Source organism: Mesorhizobium sp. CNPSo 4688 (assembly GCF_057784295.1).
Genome location: NZ_JBWLUY010000038.1, coordinates 1 through 23581, shown reverse-complemented (window position 1 = coordinate 23581; position 23581 = coordinate 1). Strand labels below are relative to the sequence as shown.

Genomic DNA, 23581 nt, shown 5'->3' with positions numbered 1-23581 from the left:
ACCCGTGAATATCTCAAGCCGACGAACCGGCTCTTCGTCTCTGGACTTAAGCGTAAGCTCTGAAATCGTCATGTGTCGAAGCCCTCAAAGGCTCCGAGCATCGTGGCTCACGACCACGCGCGAAAGGTGGTGCCGCAACAGCGCTCACCATTCGGCGATGAGCATGGCGACAGAGACCGGACCAGTTCCTGGGATGGATCGCAGCACCGCGATCGATCGGCATCTGCGCGTGTTCGACCGATTGGGTGAAGACCTCCAGGTCATCGAACGCGATCTTGCCCGCTCGGCTCTCGCGATGAAGGCGTGAATCAGGCGCTTTGGCCGTGTTTTGTAAGGCCGACGGCCGCATGGCCGCGCCGAGGAATATGCTGAACAGGCCGTGCCGCTGGCCCGCTCGTCGGCGATCTGCGGCTCAAGCGAGCCTCACTTGGGGTCATTTCATATTTCTCTCGATATGCCTTCGAAAAGTGTGAAGCCGAGATGAAACCACAGGCCATCGCAATCTCGACGATTGGGAGTTGCGAGTTCAAGACCAACAAGTGCGCCCGCTCAAGTCTCATCTCGAGATAGTATCGCGCAGGCGAACGTCCTATTTGTTTCAAGAAGATGCGCTCAACCTGGCGCCGAGACAAACAGCTGGACGCAGCTATGTCTTCGAGCGCTAGGGGCTCATCTAGATGCCTCTCCATCTGCTCGATGATCTTCAACAACCCGTCATGGTGGATGGCCGCGCCTGCATGCAGCGGTAGCCTCTGACGATCTCCAGGTTGACGGAGCCTCATAGCAGCGGCCTTTTCGCACACCCGACTGGCTATAAAGGGATCATAGTCTTCTATGACAAATTGCACGAACATGTCGAAAGCAGCATCTCCACCCGAGCAGGAGTACGTGTCTCCGTCGATCTCATAAGCAGATTGAACCGCTGCGACACTTGGAAATTGTTCGATGAATGATGGGAATTGTTCCCAATGCACTGCACATCTTCGTCCATTCGCCAGACCGGTCTGGGCGATGCTGAAGACCCCGCTCGCGATTCCGACCACACACAGTTTTCTAGCCCGGCACTCCCGTAACCAGCCATGCACGGTTCGATTTGGGGGAAGGGGATCGCCACCCCCGCAAATCACAGCGGATGAGGGGAACGAGCCGATTTTGCCAAGAAGGCCGCGTTCCTCCTTGAGCGACGTGTCCACGGAGATCGTAACCCCACAATTTGATCTCACAGGGTGTCCGTCTTCAGATACAACTCGCCACGCGTAAATCTCCGATCCAAGCACTTCATCGGCAAGCCGTAACGCCTCTATTGCAGCAGAAAAAGCCAGTAGCGAAAATCCAGGGCAGAGATAGAGACTGAACACACGCCTCGGAGACTTCATCTTGAACATCTTTACGCCTTCAAACCTAACGTCAGTCTTTGGTTATGAGGCCCTCTAGGAGGGAAAACGGCATGGAGCGAGACATCTGGCAATGCTCCTAAGGAAGCGGCGAGCAAACCGTCACATGCAAATTTTGCGCTCTGTCCTGAAACTATAGAAACTCAGCACACATCGTTGTGACATCGTCCCAAAGGCTCTGAGCAAAGCTCCTGAACACAATTAACTCGAAGGAGTCGATACCGATGCGAGTGATCTGAGCGGCGATATGGCCGATCAGGGTTGTTGCCGATCGGCCAATCGGAAAGGAGGCGGTGGAAAGGTCGATGGCCGTACCCTTTGATAGGATGCGTTCTGCTCGGTTGCCGTCCACACGTATACGGACACGGCCGGCGCTCTGGTCGACGCCAGTCGCGCGCGGTTCGAGCGTCTCGAACAGGGTCTTCATAGCGGAATGCGTCATCGGCTCGTCGCCAACGATAAACCACTGTCCCGGCGAAACGTCCCGAACGTCGCCTTTGCCGAGTCCGCCCAGAAAGGATCTCAGGTCCGGTTCTCCGGGCGCTGCAAGCACATGGACGATCACGCCTTCAGGTAGCGCCGAGAGCCTTGCTTCCGCAGAGGTGACCGCAGTCTTGGCGCTGAGCGCCGGATGAAGAGTCAGCCGTAAATCAGACATGGAGTCTCTCGTTTTGCGGATCGACAAAAACCGGATTGCATAGCCGGGCTGCGGTGGATTCGCCGCACAGGCCGTTCCACACCACCACTTCTTCGCCATGCCTGGCATGGCCACGCTTCACCAGCGCCAACCCGATGGTCGAGCCGACATGCGGTGAAAAGGCACTCGACGAGACATGGCCCTGGTCGTTCTCGAGCGTCGGCGCGGCGTCCTTGGCGAGGATGTGCGAGCCGGTGCGGAATGTGGTCGTGGAATCGAGCGGGACGACGCCGACAAGGCTCAGGCGATCATCGGCCACCAGTCCCTCGCGCGCGAGCATCGCCTTGCCGATGAAATCCGGCTTGGCTGTCGACACCATCTTTGCGAAGCCGAGATCCGACGGGATCACCGTGCCGTTGATCTCGTTATGCGTCACATGGCCCTTCTCGATGCGCAGTACGCCGAGCGCCTCGACGCCGTAGGGCTGGATGCCATGTTCATTCCCTGCCTGGAGAACGGCGTCGGCGACGCTCTCGCCATAGCCGGCCGGCACGGCAAGCTCATAGGCCAGTTCGCCCGAGAACGAGATACGAAACAGGCGGCCATGCAGCCGGCCGCCGAACAGCGAGACTTCCTTTGCCGCAAGAAAAGGGAAGGCAGCGTCGGAAATATCGTCATCGACAATCGCCTGCAGCGTCGCGCGCGCCTTCGGCCCGACCACGGACATCTGTGCCCATTGATCCGTCACCGAGGCGAGCCGCACGTCGAGTTCCGGCCACAGCGCCTGGGCGCAGAACTCAAGATGCGTCATGACGCCGGCGGCATAGGCCGTGGTCGTCGTCATGAAGAAGCGATTGTCAGCCAGGCGGCTCGTCGTGCCGTCATCATAGATGAAACCGTCCTCGCGCAGCATCAGGCCGTAGCGCGCCTTGGCGACCGGCAGTTTCAGGAAGGCGTTCGAATAGACCCGATTGAGGAACTCCGCCGCATCCTTGCCGCAGATCTCGATCTTGCCGAGCATGGACACGTCGCAGATGCCGACATTCTTTCGAACGTTCAGGACCTCGCGATCGACGCTCTGTCGCCAGCTGGTTTCACCTGCCCGCGGGAACCAGGATGAGCGATACCAGAGGCCGGTCTCGACGAAGGCCGCACCCTGTTTCTTGGCCCAGTCATGCAGAGGCGACTTACGCACCGGCTGGAAATCATGGCCGTGATGCGGGCCGGCCAGCGCGCCGAAGCTGATGGGAGTGTAAAAGGGCCGGAAGGTCGTCGTGCCGACTTCGGCGGGAGAGACGCCACGGGCTTCGGCCAGCAGGCCAATTGCGTTGACATTGGAGAGTTTGCCCTGGTCGGTGGCCATGCCCGATGTCGTGTAGCGCTTGGCAAGTTCGACATCGCCATAGCCTTCCTGGACGGCAAGGCCGAGATCCTTGCGCCCGACATCGTTCTGGAAATCGACGAAGGCCTTGCCCTTCACGCCAGGGATATTCCACAGCGGGCGGGTCGGTGGAGCGATGATGTCGCTATCGACTGGACCGGCGTCGAACGGTTGGGCTGCGAACCCGAGGTCTTGGGCGATGGCAGCGCCGCGCGCGGCGCCCTCTGCAAAGCTTGCTGACAATCCGGCGGTGCCCGTGACGGCGCCTGCAAGCGCGAGGCCCCTGGTCTCCGATGGGGCCATGAAGGCGCCATGCGCATCCGACCATTGCGGTTTGCCGCTGCGATGGCATGCAAGGTGGATGATCGGGCTGAAGCCGCCGGACATGGCAAGCGCATCCACAGCGATGGTTTCGGTGGCGCCGTTTGCGGTCGTGACGTTAACGCTGGAGAGCGCCTTGCCGCCCTTGGCGTCAGACACGACTGCGCCTTTGATAAGGCGAGCATTGCCGGTATAGGCGATCTGGGTGTCGGCGCGACTATCGATAATTGCAGTAAGCTGGACACCCGCCGCCTCAAGATCGCGGGCAAGTGCATAGGCGCTGTCATTGGTGGTGAAGATGGCGGTGCGCTGGCCGGGGGCCACAGCAAAGTGGTTGAGATAGATGCGCATAGCACCCGCGATCATCACGCCGGGAATATCGTTGCCGCCGAAAACCAGCGGCCGCTCCTCGGCGCCGGTGGCGAGCAGCGCCTTCTTGGCGATGAAGCGCCACAGGCGCTCGACCGGCTTGTTAGGATCGGGGTTGCGCACATGCTTCTGGACGCGCTCTACAGCGCCAAAGACATTGCTGTCGTACCAGCCGAAAGCGGTGGTGCGGGTCAGCAGGCGCACATTCGGCAGCGTTTCCAACTCGTCAGCCAGCTGCTCGGCAAAAGCCGGCGCGCTTTCGCCACCGATGGTGGCGGTTTCCGACAGCAACGATCCGCCCGCAAGGCTGTGTTCGTCGAGGATGATGACACGTGCCCCCGCACGGCCGGCGGTTAGCGCGGCGGCCAGCCCGGCAGGGCCGGCGCCGATCACCAGCAGGTCGCAATGCGCCCAGCTCTTCTCATATCGGTCGGGATCGGCCTCGTAGGTCGCCTTGCCGAGACCAGCGGCGCGGCGGATAAAGGGCTCATAGAGACCTTCCCAGAGCTTCGCCGGCCACATGAAGGTCTTGTAGTAGAAGCCCGCGGCAAGGAAGGGCGAGATCAGGCTGTTCAGCGAACCGATATCGAAGTCGAGCGAAGGCCAGCGGTTCTGGCTGCGGGCTTCGAGACCGTCGTAAAGGTCCTGCATCGTGGCGCGGGTATTGGCCTCGGTGCGCCCTCCGCTGCCGATGCTCATTAACGCATTCGGTTCGGCGGCGCCGGCGGTCAGGATGCCGCGCGGCCGATGGTATTTGAAGCTGCGGCCCACCAGTTGGCGGCCATTGGCGAGCAGGGCCGAAGCCAGCGTATCGCCGGCATGGCCTGTAAGCGACTGGCCGTCGAATCTGAAGCCGAGGCGTGACTGACGATCGATCAGGCCACCCTTGGGCATTCGATAGGAGGTCATCGGAGCGCCTCCGCCGATAGGTCGAGCACAACGTCGCGGGAGCCCGAGATTTCATGCGTGGCCGTATCGCGGCTCACCACCATCCAGCGCCGGCAGCCCGACGTATGATGCCAATATTCCTCATAGGCGCCCCGGGGATTGTCGCGCAGATAGACGTAGTCGATCCATGCGTCCGTGCCGGCATCGGGTGCGGGCCGGGCGAGCGCTGCCCCCTTCACAGTGAATTCTTCTTTCGGTCGAGAGCCACAATGAGGGCATGGAATAAGGCTTGCCATGTTCAGGTACCCTGGAAATCAGTGAAGGTTGGGCTGGGCGCCTTGGCCCTTTTCGTCGAGGATATGGCCGCGCGCGAAACGGTCGAGCCGGAAGGCGCGAGCGGTCTGGTGCGGGGTACCGCGTGCAATGAGATGCGCAAAGCAGAGGCCCGATGCGGGCGTCGCCTTGAAGCCGCCATAGCACCAGCCGGCATTGAGGTAGAGATTGTCGATATGGGTGCGGTCGATGATCGGCGAGCCATCCATCGACATGTCCATGATCCCGCCCCAGGAACGCAGCACGCGCACGCGGGAAATGCCTGGGATCATCGCCTTACCCGCCTCCGCGACATGCTCGACGGCGGCGAGATTGCCGCGTTGCGCATAGGAATTGTAGCCGTCGATGTCTCCGCCGAAGACGAGCCCGCCCTTGTCGGACTGCGAGACGTAGAAATGGCCCGCGCCGAAGGTCACAACGCACTCGATGAAGGGTTTCAGGCCTTCGGAGACGAAGGCCTGCAGCACATGGCTTTCGAGCGGCAGCTTGATATCGGCCATCTCGGCAACGCGCGAGGAATTACCGGCGGCCGCAAGCGCGAGCTTGCCGCAGCTTATGAAGCCGCGCGTGGTGTCGACGCCGACGACCTTGCCGTCTTCGCGGCGGATGCCGGTCACTTCGCAATGCTGGATGATGTCGACGCCGCGCATGTCGGCACCGCGGGCATAGCCCCAGGCCACCGCGTCATGCCGCACCGTGCCACCGCGCCGCTGCAGCAGGCCGCCCTGGATCGGGAAGCGGGCATTGTCGAAATCGAGGAATGGCAGCTTGGTGCGGACCGCCTCGCGGTCGAGCAGCTCTGCATCGACCCCATGCAGCAGCATCGCATTGCCGCGCCGCGTGTAGGCGTCGCGCTGCGCGTCGGAATGGTAGAGATTGAGCACGCCGCGCTGGGAGACCATGGCGTTGAAATTGAAATCCTGCTCCAAGCCTTCCCAGAGCTTCATCGACAGTTCGTAGAAGGGGTTGTTGCCCGGCAGCAGGTAGTTGGATCGGATGATTGTTGTGTTTCGCCCGACATTACCGGAGCCGATATAGCCCTTCTCCAGCACTGCGACATTGGTGACGCCGAATTCCTTAGCGAGATAGTAGGCCGACGCTAGGCCATGCCCGCCTCCCCCAACGATGATCACGTCGTAGTGGGGTTTAGGCTCGGGCGCGCGCCAAGCCGGGGTCCAACCCTTGTTGCCACGAAGTCCATTGAGAAGCACGGATAGAGCCGAATACCGCATGAAATGCCCTGTTAACGGAGCTGTCATTCAGCAACCTACGTCATGTGTGGCCATGGTAATTGCCCAAAAGGGACATAATGATATAATATCGGGACATGACTTCGAATGAGTCCAGATCTCTCCAGCGCATGGGCTTCCTGCTCGTGCCGAATTTCGCCTTGATGTCCTATGCTTCGGCCACCGAACCGCTGCGCGCTGCCAACCTGATCGCCGGCGTACCGCTCTATGATGTCACTCCGCTATCTTCCTCCGGCCAGCCGGTGCGAAGTTCTTCGGGCCTCACCATTGAGTGCGACGATCTGCAGGCAAAGGGCGGCGCCTGCCACACCGTGTTTGTTTGTGCCGGTGGGTCTCGCCATGACTGGGTCGACCGGGACGGCCTCTACGGGATGCTGCGCAAGCTCTCGCGCCAGGGCGCTCGGATTGGCGGCATATCTTCGGGCGCTTTTCTGCTGGCCGCGGCGGGCCTTTTGGGCAAGCGCGACTTTACCATCCATTGGGAACATGCCGAGCTTCTTAAGGAAGCCTTTCCACATCTATCGCCCCGGCAGGCGCGTTATGTCTTAGACGGCGACCGGATCACCTGCGGTGGCGGCATCGCGCCCCTCGACATGATGCATGCGATGATTTCCGAACGGATGGGCTCGCATTTCGCTCGCCGCGTCAGCGATTGGTATCTCCATACTGCAATCGGCGAACCGACCGCCCCTCAGCGCGGCTCGTCGGCAGAGCGATTTGGAACCCATCATCCAGCGCTGCTTGCCGTCCTGGAAAAGATGGAGGCCACCATCGAACATCCGCTCTCGCGTGATGCGATGGCGAAGGTCGCCGGCGTCAGCGCTCGCCACCTTGACAGATTGTTTGCGGACCACTTTGAAATCGGATTTCTTGAAGCCTACCGAAATGTGCGCTTGGATCACGCTCGGAGACTTCTGGAGCAAAGCCCACTGTCAATTTCGGAGATCGCGTTCGCCGCTGGATTTTCCAGTCCTGGGCATTTTTCGAAAGCATTCTCAAAGCGGTTCTTGAGCTCTCCGCGCCGTCTTCGAGACAAAAACAGGGAAAGCGCGTGATGATCAGTTGGCTTTGCGATCGTCCGACCCTACCAAGTAGGATCGGGCAAGTGCTGCCTCAAGGCCGTTGCTCACTGCAGTCTCGAAGTTGTTCGCGATCATAGCCTCCAGGCCTGCCGAGGTGCTGCCTCTGTAGTCAATGAACCGTCTGACAACATCCTCAGGGGCGTCTGAATTTCGTTGAAAGAGCGCCCCGGCACCTTTCAGCACCGCAACCACGGCCCTGCGCGCAACCATCGGATCGATCCCCCTCGTCACAGCATCTCGTGCCATTGCCTGGGCCAAAAGGGCGGGAAATGCAGGGCCCGAGCCTGTTAATCCCGTGAAATAATCCAGCTCGAACTCGGAACGCAACTCGTCAACTTCGCCCCAGGCTGAAAGAATGCGATCGGCAACGCCCCGGTCCTCCTCGGAAAGATTCAGCGGCGCGACCCATGGCGTGTATGACTGCCTGACTTCCGCAGCAGCATTAGGCAAGGCTCGGACGACGCGATCCGTTCCAAGCTGATGGGAAAGCGCAGCCAAGTTGATCCCGGCCATAACGGAGATCACGAGCTTTCCCTCGGTCGCGATGTCAACCGATCGAAAATCGGCTGGTTGCACCGAAACGATGATTATCGTGGCCTGCTCGGCGAGGAGTTTGTTGTCCAGGGTCCACATTGAACCCGGCAAAACATCGGGTCTCCTGCTTCGAAAAGAAAGGATCAAGTCCGATGGTTCAGCTACCCCCGCACCGACAAGGCTCTGCGCCAACGACGAGCCCAACCACCCCGATGCCCCGATAATACCAATCTTGGACATTCGTCCTCCCTCGAGCGCACGCTCGACCTAAACTGCGCGATTCGGTCGGTGAGGACCACATTCGTTACCCGACAGCCCAAAAAAGGCATCGCAATGTTCATTCGAATGATGGATTTCGCCGGCTCTTCCGGGCGCGACATGGACCGCACCAGCCTCCCACCTTGAATCTGCGACACCCACTTCGTTTGTTGCCGACAAGGATGATTCAGAGGCTCCTGTTTGCAAACCCAATCGTTCATGAGCCCTGTCGCAGGATTGCCCGTAGTTTCTTCTGCTGGTCTACACAACTGGTTTCGCCAACCTTTTGGCGGACTGGCGCCGCAGCACTCCCATCAGGATCATCAGCACCAACGAGAGAACGATCCAGGTGGTGGCGACTGCCAGGATGGTTGGACTGATCTGTTCACGCAACCCGGACCACATTTTGCGGGGAACCGTGTAGTATTCCGGACTTGGGGACAGGAATAACGTGATCACGGCTTCGTCGAACGATGTCACGAAGGCCAACGCCGCGCCGGAAAGGACGCCTGGTGCGATAAGGGGCAGTGTGACGCGACGAAAGACCATCGTCGGATGCGCCCCCGAAATGAGACCTGCACGGACAAGGCCCTGATCGAAATTTGAGAGGCTGGCCAGCACTGTCACGACGACGAACGGCAACCCCAAGGTAGAATGAGCGAGCACCAGCCCGAGATAGCTGTCAACGAGACCTACCTTGGCAAAGACAAAATAGGTCCCGGTAGCCAGCACCACGATCGGGACGATCATTGGGGCCAGGAGAAGGCTCACGATCAGGCTCCGCAGGGGGAGGCGCTTGTTGAGGCCCAAAGCAGCAAGGGTTCCGAGCCCCGTCGCCAAAATAGTCGAAAGAGTCCCGACAAAGAAGCTGTTGCGGACGGCGACTGTCCAGCCTGCATCTGAAATGAATGCTTCGTACCATCGCGTCGAAAACGCGTCTGACTGAAAGTGCAGCATACCGTTGGTGAATGTGAAGTAGGGCTCCGCATTGAAGGAGAGCGGAACGATGATCAATATCGGGGCAATGAGAAAGATCAGGATCGCCAAGCAAATGACGCGGAAGAGAACCGACCAAACTATTTCAATGCTGTAACTGTTCATGTCGCCTTCCTCAGTTAACCAGCCGATTGGCGCCGAAATATCGGTGGTAAACAGCGTAGAGGACCAGGACGACGGACAGGAGTATCATGCCCAGAGCCGCGGCTAGACCCCAGTTAAGAGACGATTGAACGTGGAACGCGATTATGTTGGAGATCATCTGACCGGATTGTCCGCCGACGAGAGCGGGCGTAATGTAGTATCCAACGGCAAGGATGAAGACGAGAAGGGCGCCTGAGCCAACGCCCGGCAGCGTGTTTGGAAAGTAGACCTTCCAGAACGCGTAGAACCGATGAGCACCCAGCGATTGGGCAGCTCGCATATACATCGGAGATATCGAAACCATCACGCTGTAAAGTGGAAGGATGAAGAAGGGCAGCAGGATGTGCGTCATGGCGATCAGGGTGCCGGCGAGATTGTAGATCATTCTCACCCTGTTTTGATCCGAGATGACCCCGAAGTAGACGAGCAGGTCGTTTAGAACGCCCTGAGATTGCAGAAGCACGATCCAGCCGGTAGTACGAACAAGCAGGGACGTCCAGAACGGCAAAAGGACGAAGACGATCATAATCGAGCCGAGAAGCTTCGACGACGTCGCGATCAGATAGGCCACTGGATAGCCAAGCAGGATACAGAGTGCCGTAACTGAAAACGCAACCAGAAAGGTTCGCGCGAAGAGCGTGGTGTGGATACGGTTCTCTTCAGGGACGCGTTCAACGGCCCCTGACGCGGTCCGGCGGAGATCAACCGCGGCGAGGTAGTAGTTGGCGCTCACAGAGCTACGCAACTGGTTGATGGCCTGCCAGGTCGATTGTTCACGCCAAACAGCATCCGCTTGTGAGAACCATTCTGAATAATGATCGCTGGGAGGGTTCTGCCCGAGGCGCCGCGCCGTTCTCGTGAAAGCACTGCGCAGCCCAGCGGCCTCGACGTTCAGTCGATTGGCTATAGAGCCGACTGTATCCGCCTGTCGGGCTTCGACCAGATCGTGTGCGAGAGCCTGAAACGTATTCTCGTCGGGGGCACCGCTTCCACTCCAACTCTGAAGTGCCTCTACGGTCCGCGGTAGTCCATCGTGAATGGTGGGATCGTAAACGCTTAAGCGCAGGATGTATCCAAGCGGAAGGAGGAAGGTGAAGAACAGGAAAAGCAACGCAGGCGCCAGAAGGAGAAGGCCCTTCCGCGTTTCGCTCCGGCGAGACCGCGCGACCTGCCGGGCGATTTCTCTTGGTGTCGCGACGACAGCCGCAGCCGCATCATCCATGGCCAGGCACTCCATCGGATGAAAAGGCCCGCGCGTCGGTGGCTTGCCAACCAAGCAGCACGGCCTGACCGACGGAGATCTGTGCGATACCGTCCCTGTTCGATTGTTTCACGCTCACGGTCTGCCCGTCCTCGAGCTGACAAGACAGGCGCAGATGATCTCCGAAGTAGACCACTTCCTTCGCGACGGCTTTGGCGGTGTTGGCGAAGACCGCCCCATCATGTACCAAAGACACGCGCTCCGGACGAAGCGAGACCACCGCGCTGTCACCTCGCTTCAAGGATCCGACGGCAACGCATTGCAGGTCGACTCTCCCCACTGTCACGACGCACACGTTGCGAGCAGCCGAAGAGATGACGCCGCTCAGATGGTTATTTTCGCCCACGAATGACGAAACGAATGCCGTTTCAGGCGATTCATAAATCGCCCGGGCAGGACCGACCTGTTCAATGATGCCATTGTTGAAGACCGCCACGCGGTCTGACATCGCCAAGGCTTCGTCCTGATCATGCGTCACATACACCACGGTGAGGCCGAGTTCCTCGTGCAGGTGCTTGATCTCCATCTGCATGTGTTCGCGAAGCTGCTTGTCGAGCGCGCCCAGGGGTTCATCCATCAGCACAAGCGAAGGCTCAAACACCAGAGCGCGCGCGAGGGCCACTCTCTGCTGCTGTCCACCTGAAAGCTGGGCGGGGCGACGGTGCGCCAATGCGCCCATGCGGATCCGTTCCAGCGCGCCGCTTACGCGCGATGCAATCTCTGGCTTCGGCATCTTGCGCGCCACAAGGGGGAACGCCACGTTTTCCTCAATTGTCATGTGAGGAAACAAAGCATAGTTTTGAAAGACCATCCCGATATCTCTCCGGTGAGGAGGAACGTTCGTTAGGTCGCGGCCGGCTACGGTGATCTTGCCGCCCGTGGGCTGCTCGAAGCCTGCAAGCATCATCAATGACGTTGTCTTGCCAGACCCCGATGGGCCCAGCATCGTGAGAAATTCTCCCTTTGCTATGGCAAGGGAAAGGGATTGCACGACAAGCGAAGAGCCGTCGTAGCTCTTTTGCACTTCGTGGAAATTCACGAACGCTGTGATGTCGCTATTCATGATGTCTCATTCTGGCTCATGGTGTTGCCGCAGCCACGGCATCGATCCGATGGCCGGAGCAACTCTCCGACCATCCTGTGTAATTCGCGAACGAATTATTTCGCTAACCAAGTCGCCCAGCGCTGGTTGATCTCATCCTGATGATCTGCCCAGAACTCGAGATCGTTCGCAAGAGACGTCTTGAAATTGGCTTCGTACGTCGGCAGGCTGGTCCGGATCGCCTCCGGGATCAACGACTGCGAGGATTTCCTAACCGGGCCGTAGCTGATGTACTTCGTCACATCGGCAAGCCGCTGCCCTGTCGTGGAGAATTTCACAAAGTCCAGAGCCGCGTCCTTGTTCTTGCTGGCCTTCGAAATCGCCCAGACATCAAGGTTCCAGATCTGTCCATCCCAAACGATCTCGAACGGCTTATTCTCCTTCGAAATTGCATCGTAGATACGGCCATTCGCGGCTGCCGTCATGACAACTTCGCCGTCTGCGAGAAGCTGCGGTGCCTGAGCATGCGCGCCCCAGAACACGACGTCCTTTTTGATGGAGTCGAGCTTGGCAAACGCGCTGTCGAGACCTTCTTTGGTCGCGAGCGTTTCGTAAACCTTGTCGTTCGGCACACCATCGGCCATGAGTGCCCATTCGAGGTTGACGTTTGGCTTGTTGCTCAGGCCGCGCTTGCCCGGAAACTTCTTCAGGTCGAAGAAATCGGCAATGGTCTTGGGACCGCCGTTCGGGAACTTGGTCTTGTCGTAGGCGATGATGTTCGACCACATGATGGTTCCGACGCCGCAATCCATCAGGGTGCCTGGGAGGAAGTCGTCCTTGGCAGCGGTTCCATCGGCAGCCGGAGCAAGTTGGGATGGGTCGATCTTTTCTACGAGGCCGTCATCGCAAGCTCTGAGCGCATCCTGAAGCTCGAGGTCGATTACATCCCAGGCGCCGTTGCCGGATTGCACCTGGGAGCGGAGTTCCGCCAGACCCCCGTTGTAGTCGGCGGTCAGGACTTTCGCGCCTTTCTCGGCCATGTAGGGCTCGATAAAGGCCTTTGACTGACTGGCCGTGTAGGCACCGCCGAACGAAGCAACAACCAATTGGTCAGCCGCGACGGCTGTGGAAGTTACTGTAGAGATGCTGGCAGCGGCAATGCCTGCCATTAGATAAAGAAGCCTTGTCATTTTTGTTACTCCTCTGGATTGACCGATCTTTCCGCCGGCTTGATTGATAGAAGGCGCAAGGGGCTAGGCCGCGAGCTCGTTTGTTTCTCGAAGTGTTTCCTCAAAAGCCTGCGCTACAGCCAGAAGCTCGGAGTCGCGATTGCGTCCGCCGACTAGCTGCGCTGAGACAGGGAGGTAGGATCTCTCCTCGTGGACGGGGAGCGCGATGGCTGGTGTCCCCACAAGGTTGAAGAACGATGTGAACAATGTCAGCGCGTTTCCTACGGGCAGGCTGTCACCTCCCACTTCGACATGCACCGCACCAACTTTAGGGGCCGTAATCGGGCAGCCGGGCGTCAGGAGAACGTCCACGGTGCTCATCGTTTCTGAGAATGCCTGATTATAAACCTCAAGCATGCGCTTGCACTGGATGTAGCTCTCTGCCGAAAGGAACTGTCCTAGCGCCATCCCGCTCAGCATGTCCGCTCCGAATGATGAGCGTGCACGCACGAGGTTGGGGCCATGATAGGCCAACGTTTCTGCCAACTGTATCGTCAGCGAAACTGTTCTTGCTTCCGCTTGGTCCGGGAGTTCGATTTCCGTGAACGAAGCCCCCATTTGTTGGAGGGCCGATCTGGCCGTTGAAAAAGCCTGACGGACGGGCTCGTCACTTCTTTCGGCCCAACCCTTTACAATTCCGACCCTCAAGTTCTTTGGAACTGCTGCCTGACCAATAGCTGCCGTCTTATCGAGAACGAGGGCCACGTCCTCGACGTTGTTGGCAATGATCCCGGCATGATCGAGAGACCAGCAGTACGGAATGACGCCTTGAAGGCTCATACGCCCGAAGCTGGGTTTGAAACCGACCACTCCACAAAGTGCGGCTGGAACACGGACCGAGCCGCCAGTGTCTGTTCCCAAGGCGTATGGCACGATCCCCGCCGCAACTGCGGCTGCCGACCCCCCGCTGGATCCTCCGGCCAACCGGGTGGTGTCGAACGGATTGCGAGTGGTACCGCTCCATACGTTCTCCCCCGTCGCGCCATACGCGAACTCATGCTGGTTCGCCTTGCCGATCAGTACGGAGCCAGCCTCCTCAAGACGCGTAATGACCAGAGCCGATGTGTCAGGAACATTGTCCTTGAGCACCCGGCTTCCGCCCGTTGTGAGAACACTGGCGGTCTCGAACATGTCCTTTGCCGCGAAAGGCACGCCCTCGAGCAAGACCCCATCATGGCTGTCTCTTCGCCGCGCGTCGAGCGTTGCCGCCCGCGAGAGTGCTTGATCCCGCATGATCGTGATGAAGCTGAAGTGCTCGGGATTCAGTCGTTCCGCCGCCGCCAAGCTCTCCTCGACGACTTCGACAACCGAGCGGCCGCCGCGAATTTCCGCCGCAATCTGTTTGACGGATTTCCTGTCAGTCATTGGTGAGCCCCGTGCGGTGGTCATCGGGGCCTACCTGGCCCAAATCTTTGCTCACGATACGTTGGAGGTCGGATATGACCTTTTCGAAGCTGGAGACGACGCCGAATGTCGGAGTGACAAGCTGCTCAAGATCGTTCTCGTCCCAGCGGCCGCCGAAGAATTCGGCGTTCATCGCTTCCAATGTAGCAAAGGTGGGCCGGCTCATCGAGCTACCTCAAACGACTGCGAGTTCACGCGGATATTTCGTCAGGTACTCAAATCCGGCATCAGTCACCACGATCGAGTCCCCGACACGGCCGCCGAAGCTTCCTTCAATCGTAATCCCCCCGTCGACCGCGAAGGTCATGCCGGCTTCGAGGAGGCGCTCCTCGCCGCGCTTGAGTTCTGGAGATTCCAGGAACGACTGACCGATCGAACGACCAGTTCGATACCCGGCCGCAAAGCCTGCTTCCGTGTAGACTGCTTCCGCAGCGGCGTTGATTTCCTCGCATACGATCCCCGGCTTGATTGCCGCGAGTGCCGCCTGCTGAGCGGCAACGGCAGTCTCGTAGACGCGTGCCTGTTCGTCTGTCGCCCCGCCGACGAAGAATTCACGGTCGAAGCCGAGCTTGTAGTTGCGGAAGTTGGCGATCCCGCAGAAGCAGAGATAGATCGGGTCTCCCTTCCGGATGGTCCGAACAGAAGAACGGCGGTGCACCAGGCACACATCGGTGCCGGACTGCATAATCTGAAGATTGTAGATGGTGGGCGAGACGAAGCGGTCCGTCTTGTCATCGAGGAATGACGCTGCCTTCCTGGTTCCCGCTGCGATGACCGCCAGCGCGACCTCGTACTCCGGGACGCCCTCGGCGATGACTTCGCGCGCGCCTTTTACCATCGCGACGGCGACTTCGCCCGCCTTGCGCATGATCTCGATCTCATCGGCCGACTTGATCATCCGGATCTCCGAGATGACACGTCCGGCGTCGCCGACTTCGGCTCCATGAAGCATTGGGAGGAGATCATTGGCCACGAGCGCAGGAATGGACCGCTTCTCGATTGCGACTCGGCGCGCCTTTCCTTCGACCGCCGACTTGAGGGCGCTGCGCCACTCGTCGTTGATGCCGTCGCTCCATGGGCGGATGTCCGTCACCCAGCTCATCCTTCCGCACATCTCTGATTCCATCAGGGGAGTGATAATGGTCGGCTCGCCGTCAACCGGAACGGTCATGAGAGTAGGGCGACCGAAGTCTATGCCCAGGTAGTCCAGATATTCGCCGAAGTAGGCGATGGAATCCGGATTGGTCAAAATGGCGGTCTCGAATCCGGCCGCCTGGAGCGCCTTCTTGAGTTTTTCAGTACGTAGCTTGCCTGGTCTCATGATTCTTGCGCTTTCGTCGAGCTGTATGCAGGTTGGATTTCCATAGCTATAAAGCGGTGTCGGGGATGTGTCAATGTTGCATTTTTTCGAGAATCTTGGGGCTGTAATCTTGCGCAACGGGCACTGGCTGTGTACAGGTGTGCATAGGAGGCGACGCATGCGACAAAGTGGAAAGGTTGAGAATTCAATTGGCCGTGGAGGAATCCGCTTCGACGCTGGGCGGCACCACAGGGCCAAGCTCGGCTTCGTGCTTCTGGCAATGGAGCAGACTATCGAAGAGGATATGTTTAAGCTCGCTCCGAATGGGGTCGGCGTTCACTTCCAGAGAGCCCCGATGGCCAATAAGGTGGACGTCGAAACTTTGGCCGCCATGGCGTCGGGAATCGGTGACGCTGCTGCTCTGATCGTTCCGGAGGTGCAACTCGACGTTATTTGCTACGCATGCACTTCTGGAAGCGTTGTGATCGGCGAAGACAAGGTGTTCACCGAACTCAAGCGCGGTGCACCCGGCGCCAAGCCGACGTCTATAATCTCGGCCGTAATGCGCGCCTTAAAGGCCGTGAATGCGAGGAAGATCACCGTCGCGACCCCGTATCTCGATCCCGTCAACGAAATCGAGCGGGTTTATATGGAAGAACGGGGATTTGAGATCCTGAATATCCAGGGTTTGAACATTGAAAATGATGAAGACATGGTGCGGGTGACCCCTGACTACATCTACGAATTCGCGAAGCAGGTTGATCGGGCAGATTCCGATGCCATTTTTATCAGTTGCGGCGCTCTTCGCTCGGTGGACATTATCCAGGCACTTGAAGCCGAATCGGGTAAGCCGGTGATCACTAGCAATCAGGCGATGATGTGGGATTGCTTGCGGTTGGCCGGAGTGAATGACCGGAGCGACAAATATGGCCGACTTTTCAAAGAGAACTGATGTCTAAAGCAGCGACAGCACTTAACCGAGAGGCGCCACGAGCTGCGCCTCCTAGGAGCCAGTCAATCGAAATCCATCGTGTTCTTCGAGACCGGATATGTCTGTTGCAATATCGCCCCGGCGAACTGCTCGTCGAGACAGAACTGGCGGCGGAGTTCAACGTTAGCCGTACGCCCGTCCGGCAGGCGCTGCAGCGTCTTGACTACGAAGGTCTTGTTGAAACCAAGAATGGTGTTGGCACGACAGTCACCGGAGTGGATTTCAAGGAATTTAAGGATGTCTACGCTTTCCGTCTAAGACTGAGCGAAATGATCGGCGATTTCAGCGGACCCGACCGAGCCTCCAAAGCACTTGAAAAGGTTGAGGCGCTTGTGCCTCGGATAGAAGCCCTTCTTCAGTCAAGGGATTTTGAACAATTCTGGCAGATCAACCATGAGCTGCATTTTGCTGTCAACGCACTGATAAGCAATTCCGCGATGCGGGAGATCCACGATCGCCTGTACTTCCAAGCGTCACGTGTCTGGTACAGCTTGGTCGATAGAATGTGGGAGGATGAAGTCAGGTTTCTCAACGAGGAAGTCGATGAAATATCCCGCGCGCTGCGCGCTGGAGATCTCAGAGCGGTTGGATTCGTCCAGCGCAACTTCATCTCGTACGGCCTATCGCGCGTCGCGGCATACATCTCCACCGGCTGATCACCATCCTATCCATCACGTCAATCGCGACCCATTCTAGGGGCCATCGGCCAGCGCAACAGTACGGCCCACTCGGCGCAGCCAGTGGCAACCGTCTGTTGGAAAGCCACCGGCCACAGCATGCAGCGTCTACCGGTTTCGGCACCGTCGATTTTTCCGGCGACGCTGGCCACCATCTCGTCGATGTGCCATTTGTCACCCAAGGCGACCGACGCACCCGTCGCTTGATCTTCTTGTCGAAGAGGCGGCCGAACGCTCCACCCGGGTTCTTTCGCTATGGGTGACGATGTGCCTCGGGCCGCCAACATTTCCTCGACCATGCGCAAGCTGAGGGGAAAGCAGAACTACAGCCTCGCATGGGCGATGATCTCAGCTGGAAATCGGTGGCGGCGGTGTGGCGGACCACGGACCTTCAAGCTGATCGTCCGATCGCAGATATCAGTCACCCATGCCGACATTACAGTGCCCAGTGTTCTCTCGTCAGATGCCTATTCGACCGGCCCCGAGTAACGCTCTCGCCTTGCGATATATATTTTGTGCATCGCAATATAAGCAGCGATGGTCGAGATTCTGAAGTCGGCCATCTACCCCCCCAAAATACATGACGACGCGTGCGGCGTGCCTTTTTGCGCTGCATCTCGAGCCCGCTGCCACCTCCTCTCGGCAGCGGGCTTTTCGGACGATGGCGACCAGGGGTTTTTCGTCGTTGCGGCTGCCGCCATGTTTTCAATCCGCGCAAAGGCTACGTTCCTGCAGCCGCCGCCTCGTGACGCAACGCAAAGGATCGTAGCATGGGTACTCGAAATTTCATCGCAGCGGCAGCCTCCCTCGCCCTGATGATGACGGTCTCGTCACCCTCGGAGGCCCGCGGCCCATTCAACAACGACACGGCCTCGCGCACCCAGGCGCTGGCCCTGCTGGAAACCTCAACGCTGATCTGCTCAGCCACCCCAGCGCCACGCTGACGCTGGAACGATGGTGTGGTGACCACGGGCTGGCGCCGGAAGTGAAGATCGTCGCCCATCGCGTGAAGGGCGATGACGAACTGATGCCGGAAAATGGCGGTGAGGCATTGGCCATCAGCGCCGGCGAGCCCGTGCGGTACCGCCATGTGCAGCTCGCCTGTGGCGCGGTAGTGCTCTCCGAAGCCGATAACTGGTACGTCCCGTCGCGGCTCACACCGCAGATGAACCAGCTACTCGACACCACCGATCAAAGGTGGTCCAGCCGCTGCACTTTCGCCGCCAGACCATTAGCGCCGAGCTGCTGTGGTCGCCGCTGCCCAAGGGATGGGAGATGGACGCGCCGCTGCCGGCGGAGGGGAAGGGCGCGCTGGCCATTCCCACCAGGTACTTCGGCACCGGGCCATCCTCTATAGTGGAGGGAACCAGCCCTTCAGCCTGGTGTTGGAGACCTACACAGCCGAAGTCCTGGCCTTCGGCCGCCGCTGAAGGATGGCGCTTGTAGGCGACGGTTGCGGTGTTCATCCCGTCGCGTTTCTGCCGCAAATCCCTACCGCGAGTTAAGTTGATAACGCCCTGTCGCTATTGACCCAAAACTGTCGACTATCGAACAGGCGCACCATAGCGAAATGTGTTGCATTTCATACGCAGCCCTCGACGCAAAAAGAAGGAAGCGTGCGACGTGAAGGTGCGCCGGCCCAACTTGCGTATCAGCGCGCAGCTGCGCCCGCAGGATGGCACCTCACTTGCACATCAACCTTAGGAAGCCGCTGTAACAGGTTTGCCTCAACCAACGGAGATGACATGGCAATTGGCCCACAAGCACGGAATTACCCTTCGCAGCGGCTCGTAAGAATTCTCGGCTCTGTTGTTGATGGCTGGTTGTTGGTGATGATGCTCTGGTTTCAGATCCTCTTGCAGATGGTTATCAGACCCGGCGGTATTTTGCGGTGGCTCTGGAAGATCGCCGAGAACGCGTCTCTCCTGATCGACAGTCCGGCGCCACCAAGTTCTTCCCGGGGGAGGTTGATGAGGACTTCGCCCAGGTGCCAAACTTCATCGGAGCCGGCCGCTTCGTACGCAGTCGCTCAACGTAACGGGCCAAACTTCTTGCTTCAGCGGGGGACTGAGACGGTGATCTCGCGCTCCACAATTTCGTCGACCCGGCGTCGGCCCAAAGGGACCAAAGGAGGGACATTGGCGGTAGAGCGCTGGCGTTTGTAGCTGGTGTGCATGAATCTGCGTCTACTCACCTCTGCACGAGAAGTTACCCGTGACACCCCCAAAACAAAAGCCCGGGTAGGACATTTGGACAACGCATATAAAAAGTATCTTTCTGCCGAACTCGCCCGCGGAACCATATCGGTTGAGATCGATCGCAGCCTACTTCCCCCCGAGGCAACGTTCGGGTTCGCGGAGCGCATCAATCCCAAACGGTGTTTCCTGTTCGCTTCCAAGCTGCTTGGCCGTCACAGTCCCGTTCGGCCTTCGCTGATGCGAAAGACGTACACACTTCTGGCCGACCAAATTTCACCCGATCTCGAAGGGCCAATCCTGTTCATAGGCGTGGCCGAAACTGCTGTCGGGCTGGGAGCGGGCGTGCACCAGCAATATTCAGAACGATATGAACGAGACGACACTGTTTACATTTGCACCACCAGACACGGACTAGGTTTGCCCCTGATCTGTCAATTCCAGGAGGAGCACAGTCACGCCCCAGGACATGTCGTACACTGGCCGCTCGATCCAGTCCTGGTCTCGATGGTCAAGAACGCCCGGACGCTTGTGTTAATTGACGATGAAGCGTCGACCGGAAAAACATTCGGCAATCTGTTCGCAGCTCTGCCTGCCAGCATTAGGTCGAACCTTCGAAATACGATTCTCGTTACGCTTACGGATTGGTCAGATGGTGCTGTCGAACAGATAATCGCAGCCAACGTGAAGCGCGCGTCAATCCTTTCCGGGCGGTACCGCTGGGATGCAAACGGTTTGAACATCGCTCCGGAAGTTCCATCTGTTGGAAAAAAAAGGGGTAATGTCATTTCGCCGGATATCAACTGGGCGCGGCTGGGTGTCTCCCGGCACCATCTTCAACTGGATGGTGAGGCGGCGTCGTCGGGCGCTACGCTGGTCCTTGGTACAGGAGAAAACATTTGGCAGCCGTTCCTGCTTGCGGAAAAATTGGAGCTGGAAGGAGCTGACGTACACTACTCATCGATTACCCGATCACCGATTTCAGTGGGTCACGCCATTTTATCGAAAATAGCGTTTGAAGATAACTACGGCGGGAATGTCTTTAACTATCTGTACAATGTCGTTCCATCAGAATACGCCAAAATACTTTTGTGCTCCGAGACAAGTGAAGCGTATATAAGCCATATACTCATTCACTTTTTGGAGCGCGCATCGGTCGTAATTCCCAAGAGGGTAATTGCTATTTGATGATTATCATCACACAAAAAATTCAATACGCTCAATCGCGCTCCAGGTCTTGACGTTACGCTAGTTGGAGGCAGAGGAGTCACATTGTCGGCGACGAAAGGGAAGATATTTTCCGGAGCGTATCGTAGTACGGACATCACGTTTCTATTGAAGCCCGTAATTTTGGAGCCAATCGGCGACGCTTCAAAGGAATGGGCGATACAATCCGGCCTACGTCATTATTCGGAAATGATTTCTTTCGAAAGCGCCCCCGAAGCCGACTACATGACGATATTCTACGACGCGATGTCAGTTGGTGCTGCGAGAATGGGACGCGAAGTAGCGGCTCTCGCGCGGTCTATCTCAAATCAAATTAAAGGCCCCATCACGTTGGCGAGCCTCGTTCGGGCCGGGGTGCCTTTAGGTGTCCTCCTCAAGCGTGCGTTGTCGCGCATGGGAAAGGACGTGCAACACTTTGGCATTTCGATCATACGGGACCGCGGAATTGACAGTAATGCAATGCGCCACATCATTGAGCGGCGCCCAATTGAAGGTCTGCTGTTTATTGATGGCTGGACGGGCAAAGGCAGCATCTCCACTGAGCTGGAACGGAGCTTCCCTTCGTTTTCTGCACAGCCGCCAAAGCTGGTGGTTTTGTCGGACCCCTGTGGCCGGGCGTGGCTTGCGGCGTCGGCCGAGGACTGGCTCATTCCATCGGGAATACTCGGGAGCACCGTGTCCGGGCTGGTCAGCCGTTCGATACTGAACGAGGACGTCACAGGTCCGGAAGATTTTCACGGTACAATCCTATGGAATCACTTAGTGTCCCATGATATCTCAGCTGCTTTCGTGGATAATGTGTGGGCACATGCTGTCACCGCGCTAGACCAAACTGATGATCTCGCGCAGTGGACAGACAACGACCGCTCAAGACATCAGAGACGATCGCGGGAGGCAATTAATCGGGTTGCTGCACAGTTTGCTGTTGAGAATATTAATCGGATCAAGCCAGGAATTGCGGAAGCCACGCGAGCAATTCTACGCCGCAAGCCTCAAATTGCACTCCTCTCTTCCGTTGAGGACCCTGACCTGGCAGCGCTACGGCATTTGATCCGGAAGAGGGACGTTCCCGTCCAAGTGGTTCCGGAAAATATCCATCCATATCGCGCCATTACTTTGATAAAGAAGGTTTAGAAATTTGATTATATTGCATCTTGGTCCAAACTCCGGAACCGCTCAACAAGACCGAGCGTGTGGCAGGCATTTCGATTCATCCGACTTGCTGGTTGTTAGCGGACAGGACGTCATTTTCGTGATTATAAAAGGGCTGGCCACCGTTTGAGGGAAGCGTTGGCATAAGTGTGAACGCAACACCAAATTCATCTGCCCGGGACCTTTCCGAGTGTCGAAAACGGATTCCAAACATGGATGACGGATGAGTGCATTGCCTGATCAACCCATCAAATCCGCAGATCACGCCGTGCAGCCAATCGTCTTTGCTGATCTGGATGACACGTTGTTCCAAACACGTGCAAAGTGCCCGAAAGGCAGCCAGCATAAACTGGCGCTAGCTGCGGTCTCCTTGAACGGACATCATTCCATGATGACGCCACGCCAGGTCGCGATGATCGATTGGCTGCTGGGTACGTCACAAGTCATTCCCGTCACGGCACGTGGCACGACGGCCTACGGGAACGTCAAGATCGCGTTCAACAGCTATGCAATTGTTGCAAACGGCGCTGTCATCCTTCAGCCGGACGGCGCGCATCTGAAGGAGTGGCACGATGTCATTTCTAAGGAGCTGATCCCTCACAGGAAGGCACTGGATAAGGTACTTGAAATTGGTCGGCAAGTAGCCGCAGCTGGCAAAATGTCTCTTCGTTCGTGGATCGTAGAAGAAAAGGGGATGGCCACATATGTCGTTTTCAAAGAAAATAATGGTGATGGTAAGAGGCTGGCGGAACTGAAATTTGAGTTCGACGATGCGGGTTGGATACGGCATCACAACGGAAACAACTTCACGCTCATTCCCCCGCCTGTTTCAAAGCGCCGGGCAGTAGAGTTCCTCCTGAAGAAACTCCGGTCGGAGTCTGAAGATAGGCCAGCGATCGGATTCGGCGACAGTACAAGCGATCTCGGCTATCTCAATTTGTGCGACTGGTGGGGTGCGCCATCGCGCTCGCAGATTTCGGCGATGCTGAACGAGCCAACGAAGACGCTTTTTGCGGGCATTTTTTGACGGTCCACTGCGTCGGAATTTTCTGGTCAAAGGCATTCACAAGAAATGAGTCAGCTGCTTTTTCAGGTCGGGTGGGAATGCTCCTTCGCAGGGCGTGCTTCTCGGACCTGAGCCCCAGGCCGTGGGCGTGAGGTGCTCCAGTCTAAATTTGAGCTATCCTGCCATGGCGAAACTTCAGCCCCTAAGTCTGTTTTGCAGTGCCTGCCGATCGGCACGGAGCCCGTCGAGGTCCAGCTGGACTGGCTGCCCTGGTTGCGCCAATCGCCTAACCAGCTCGCGTGTGCCGTCCACCACAAAGACGCCGCAATCGTGACCGTTTCGCTGTTGGGGGAAGCGGGGCGACTCCAAGCGCGCGCCCAGCCTTGCTGCGAGTTGTCCTGCGGGCGCCTCGTTGTATCTCCCGTTCGAGTCGTAGTGATAGGCAACCGGCCGTTCCCGCTCGCGGCGATCAACGAACAGCAGCGACCAATGGCTGCCGCGGCGATTGGC

At 58.1% G+C, this 23581-nt stretch carries 22 protein-coding genes; 7 read left to right on the top strand and 15 right to left on the bottom strand.

Annotated elements, in window-relative coordinates:
- Positions 1-163 precede the first annotated feature (163 nt).
- Positions 164-307: a hypothetical protein gene (locus AC04SH_RS33175; protein ID WP_488577920.1), complete on the top strand. Its 144-nt coding sequence runs from the start codon at positions 164-166 to the stop codon at positions 305-307.
- 1 nt (position 308) lies between these two features.
- Here AC04SH_RS33175 and AC04SH_RS33170 read toward each other — a convergent pair whose 3' ends face one another.
- The 5 genes from AC04SH_RS33170 to AC04SH_RS33150 all read right to left on the bottom strand — a co-directional run bounded on the left by AC04SH_RS33170 (position 309) and on the right by AC04SH_RS33150 (position 6555).
- On the bottom strand, positions 309-1385 hold the full coding sequence (locus AC04SH_RS33170) for a GlxA family transcriptional regulator (protein ID WP_488481748.1): 1077 nt from the start codon (positions 1383-1385) through the stop codon (positions 309-311).
- 142 nt (positions 1386-1527) lie between these two features.
- Entirely contained in the window at positions 1528-2052 is a 525-nt protein-coding gene (gene soxG, locus AC04SH_RS33165; RefSeq protein WP_488481747.1) for a sarcosine oxidase subunit gamma family protein, read from the bottom strand.
- The gene (locus AC04SH_RS33160) at positions 2045-5011 is read right to left on the bottom strand and encodes a sarcosine oxidase subunit alpha family protein (protein ID WP_488481746.1); all 2967 of its coding nucleotides are present in this window, start codon (positions 5009-5011) and stop codon (positions 2045-2047) included. The genes soxG and AC04SH_RS33160 overlap by 8 nt, the downstream gene beginning before the upstream one ends.
- Positions 5008-5286: a sarcosine oxidase subunit delta gene (locus AC04SH_RS33155; RefSeq protein ID WP_488481745.1), complete on the bottom strand. Its 279-nt coding sequence runs from the start codon at positions 5284-5286 to the stop codon at positions 5008-5010. Before AC04SH_RS33155 ends, AC04SH_RS33160 begins: the two co-directional genes overlap by 4 nt.
- Before the next feature lie 18 nt (positions 5287-5304).
- Entirely contained in the window at positions 5305-6555 is a 1251-nt protein-coding gene (locus AC04SH_RS33150; RefSeq protein WP_488481744.1) for a sarcosine oxidase subunit beta family protein, read from the bottom strand.
- 95 nt (positions 6556-6650) lie between these two features.
- Here AC04SH_RS33150 and AC04SH_RS33145 point away from each other — a divergent pair, with 95 nt between their 5' ends.
- Positions 6651-7628, top strand: coding sequence for a GlxA family transcriptional regulator (locus tag AC04SH_RS33145; RefSeq protein WP_488481743.1), 978 nt, complete (start codon positions 6651-6653; stop codon positions 7626-7628).
- 3 nt (positions 7629-7631) lie between these two features.
- Here AC04SH_RS33145 and AC04SH_RS33140 read toward each other — a convergent pair whose 3' ends face one another.
- From AC04SH_RS33140 to AC04SH_RS33105, 8 genes are all read right to left on the bottom strand, one after another.
- Positions 7632-8429 (bottom strand): pyrroline-5-carboxylate reductase family protein, encoded by a 798-nt coding sequence (locus AC04SH_RS33140; protein WP_488481742.1) that lies wholly within the window; start codon positions 8427-8429, stop codon positions 7632-7634.
- Between the two features lie 279 nt (positions 8430-8708).
- On the bottom strand, positions 8709-9548 hold the full coding sequence (locus tag AC04SH_RS33135) for an ABC transporter permease (protein WP_488481741.1): 840 nt from the start codon (positions 9546-9548) through the stop codon (positions 8709-8711).
- A gap of 10 nt (positions 9549-9558) precedes the next feature.
- Positions 9559-10809 carry an ABC transporter permease gene (locus AC04SH_RS33130; protein ID WP_488481740.1) on the bottom strand — a complete coding sequence of 417 codons (1251 nt, stop codon included), beginning with the start codon at positions 10807-10809 and terminating at the stop codon, positions 9559-9561.
- Complete coding sequence (locus AC04SH_RS33125; RefSeq protein ID WP_488481739.1) at positions 10802-11911, bottom strand: ABC transporter ATP-binding protein; 1110 nt, start codon at positions 11909-11911, stop codon at positions 10802-10804. Before AC04SH_RS33125 ends, AC04SH_RS33130 begins: the two co-directional genes overlap by 8 nt.
- 95 nt (positions 11912-12006) lie before the next feature.
- Positions 12007-13080, bottom strand: a complete 1074-nt coding sequence (locus AC04SH_RS33120; protein WP_488481738.1) for an ABC transporter substrate-binding protein — start codon at positions 13078-13080, stop codon at positions 12007-12009.
- A gap of 63 nt (positions 13081-13143) precedes the next feature.
- Complete coding sequence (locus AC04SH_RS33115) at positions 13144-14484, bottom strand: amidase (protein WP_488481737.1); 1341 nt, start codon at positions 14482-14484, stop codon at positions 13144-13146.
- Positions 14477-14689: a hypothetical protein gene (locus AC04SH_RS33110; protein WP_488481736.1), complete on the bottom strand. Its 213-nt coding sequence runs from the start codon at positions 14687-14689 to the stop codon at positions 14477-14479. The genes AC04SH_RS33115 and AC04SH_RS33110 overlap by 8 nt, the downstream gene beginning before the upstream one ends.
- Before the next feature lie 9 nt (positions 14690-14698).
- Positions 14699-15844 carry a M24 family metallopeptidase gene (locus AC04SH_RS33105; RefSeq protein ID WP_488481735.1) on the bottom strand — a complete coding sequence of 382 codons (1146 nt, stop codon included), beginning with the start codon at positions 15842-15844 and terminating at the stop codon, positions 14699-14701.
- Positions 15845-16001: 157 nt separating this feature from the next.
- On the opposite strand from AC04SH_RS33105, the gene AC04SH_RS33100 reads away from it, so the two are divergent.
- Both AC04SH_RS33100 and AC04SH_RS33095 read left to right on the top strand, forming a co-directional pair.
- The gene (locus AC04SH_RS33100; RefSeq protein WP_488481734.1) at positions 16002-16775 is read left to right on the top strand and encodes a maleate cis-trans isomerase family protein; all 774 of its coding nucleotides are present in this window, start codon (positions 16002-16004) and stop codon (positions 16773-16775) included.
- Entirely contained in the window at positions 16775-17470 is a 696-nt protein-coding gene (locus tag AC04SH_RS33095; protein WP_488481733.1) for a GntR family transcriptional regulator, read from the top strand. The genes AC04SH_RS33100 and AC04SH_RS33095 overlap by 1 nt, the downstream gene beginning before the upstream one ends.
- 742 nt (positions 17471-18212) lie before the next feature.
- Here AC04SH_RS33095 and AC04SH_RS33090 read toward each other — a convergent pair.
- Complete coding sequence (locus AC04SH_RS33090; RefSeq protein ID WP_488481732.1) at positions 18213-18581, bottom strand: hypothetical protein; 369 nt, start codon at positions 18579-18581, stop codon at positions 18213-18215.
- 1084 nt (positions 18582-19665) lie between these two features.
- Between AC04SH_RS33090 and AC04SH_RS33085 the strand changes: the two genes are divergently transcribed.
- The 3 genes from AC04SH_RS33085 to AC04SH_RS33075 all read left to right on the top strand — a co-directional run bounded on the left by AC04SH_RS33085 (position 19666) and on the right by AC04SH_RS33075 (position 23092).
- Positions 19666-20874, top strand: coding sequence for a phosphoribosyltransferase domain-containing protein (locus AC04SH_RS33085; RefSeq protein WP_488481731.1), 1209 nt, complete (start codon positions 19666-19668; stop codon positions 20872-20874).
- A gap of 84 nt (positions 20875-20958) precedes the next feature.
- Positions 20959-22047 carry a cysteine protease StiP domain-containing protein gene (locus AC04SH_RS33080; protein WP_488481730.1) on the top strand — a complete coding sequence of 363 codons (1089 nt, stop codon included), beginning with the start codon at positions 20959-20961 and terminating at the stop codon, positions 22045-22047.
- A gap of 241 nt (positions 22048-22288) precedes the next feature.
- On the top strand, positions 22289-23092 hold the full coding sequence (locus AC04SH_RS33075) for an HAD family hydrolase (protein WP_488481729.1): 804 nt from the start codon (positions 22289-22291) through the stop codon (positions 23090-23092).
- 174 nt (positions 23093-23266) lie between these two features.
- Here AC04SH_RS33075 and AC04SH_RS33070 read toward each other — a convergent pair.
- Positions 23267-23581 (bottom strand): Ulp1 family isopeptidase (locus AC04SH_RS33070; RefSeq protein ID WP_488481728.1); only part of this gene is annotated, 315 nt, incomplete at its 5' end.

What these genes read in the sequence shown, in the direction of transcription:
- AC04SH_RS33090 (WP_488481732.1), bottom strand. Translation starts at nt 18,581, where the DNA reads ATGGCGGTACCGCACGGGCTCGCCGGCGCTGATGGCCAATGCCTCACC.
- AC04SH_RS33085 (WP_488481731.1), top strand. Translation starts at nt 19,666, where the DNA reads ATGAATCTGCGTCTACTCACCTCTGCACGAGAAGTTACCCGTGACACC.
- AC04SH_RS33135 (WP_488481741.1), bottom strand. Translation starts at nt 9,548, where the DNA reads ATGAACAGTTACAGCATTGAAATAGTTTGGTCGGTTCTCTTCCGCGTC.
- AC04SH_RS33175 (WP_488577920.1), top strand. Translation starts at nt 164, where the DNA reads ATGGCGACAGAGACCGGACCAGTTCCTGGGATGGATCGCAGCACCGCG.
- AC04SH_RS33120 (WP_488481738.1), bottom strand. Translation starts at nt 13,080, where the DNA reads ATGACAAGGCTTCTTTATCTAATGGCAGGCATTGCCGCTGCCAGCATC.
- AC04SH_RS33095 (WP_488481733.1), top strand. Translation starts at nt 16,775, where the DNA reads ATGTCTAAAGCAGCGACAGCACTTAACCGAGAGGCGCCACGAGCTGCG.
- AC04SH_RS33075 (WP_488481729.1), top strand. Translation starts at nt 22,289, where the DNA reads ATGAGTGCATTGCCTGATCAACCCATCAAATCCGCAGATCACGCCGTG.
- AC04SH_RS33170 (WP_488481748.1), bottom strand. Translation starts at nt 1,385, where the DNA reads ATGTTCAAGATGAAGTCTCCGAGGCGTGTGTTCAGTCTCTATCTCTGC.
- soxG (WP_488481747.1), bottom strand. Translation starts at nt 2,052, where the DNA reads ATGTCTGATTTACGGCTGACTCTTCATCCGGCGCTCAGCGCCAAGACT.
- AC04SH_RS33105 (WP_488481735.1), bottom strand. Translation starts at nt 15,844, where the DNA reads ATGAGACCAGGCAAGCTACGTACTGAAAAACTCAAGAAGGCGCTCCAG.
- AC04SH_RS33150 (WP_488481744.1), bottom strand. Translation starts at nt 6,555, where the DNA reads ATGCGGTATTCGGCTCTATCCGTGCTTCTCAATGGACTTCGTGGCAAC.
- AC04SH_RS33155 (WP_488481745.1), bottom strand. Translation starts at nt 5,286, where the DNA reads ATGGCAAGCCTTATTCCATGCCCTCATTGTGGCTCTCGACCGAAAGAA.
- AC04SH_RS33160 (WP_488481746.1), bottom strand. Translation starts at nt 5,011, where the DNA reads ATGACCTCCTATCGAATGCCCAAGGGTGGCCTGATCGATCGTCAGTCA.
- AC04SH_RS33140 (WP_488481742.1), bottom strand. Translation starts at nt 8,429, where the DNA reads ATGTCCAAGATTGGTATTATCGGGGCATCGGGGTGGTTGGGCTCGTCG.
- AC04SH_RS33110 (WP_488481736.1), bottom strand. Translation starts at nt 14,689, where the DNA reads ATGAGCCGGCCCACCTTTGCTACATTGGAAGCGATGAACGCCGAATTC.
- AC04SH_RS33125 (WP_488481739.1), bottom strand. Translation starts at nt 11,911, where the DNA reads ATGAATAGCGACATCACAGCGTTCGTGAATTTCCACGAAGTGCAAAAG.
- AC04SH_RS33145 (WP_488481743.1), top strand. Translation starts at nt 6,651, where the DNA reads ATGACTTCGAATGAGTCCAGATCTCTCCAGCGCATGGGCTTCCTGCTC.
- AC04SH_RS33115 (WP_488481737.1), bottom strand. Translation starts at nt 14,484, where the DNA reads ATGACTGACAGGAAATCCGTCAAACAGATTGCGGCGGAAATTCGCGGC.
- AC04SH_RS33130 (WP_488481740.1), bottom strand. Translation starts at nt 10,809, where the DNA reads ATGGATGATGCGGCTGCGGCTGTCGTCGCGACACCAAGAGAAATCGCC.
- AC04SH_RS33100 (WP_488481734.1), top strand. Translation starts at nt 16,002, where the DNA reads ATGCGACAAAGTGGAAAGGTTGAGAATTCAATTGGCCGTGGAGGAATC.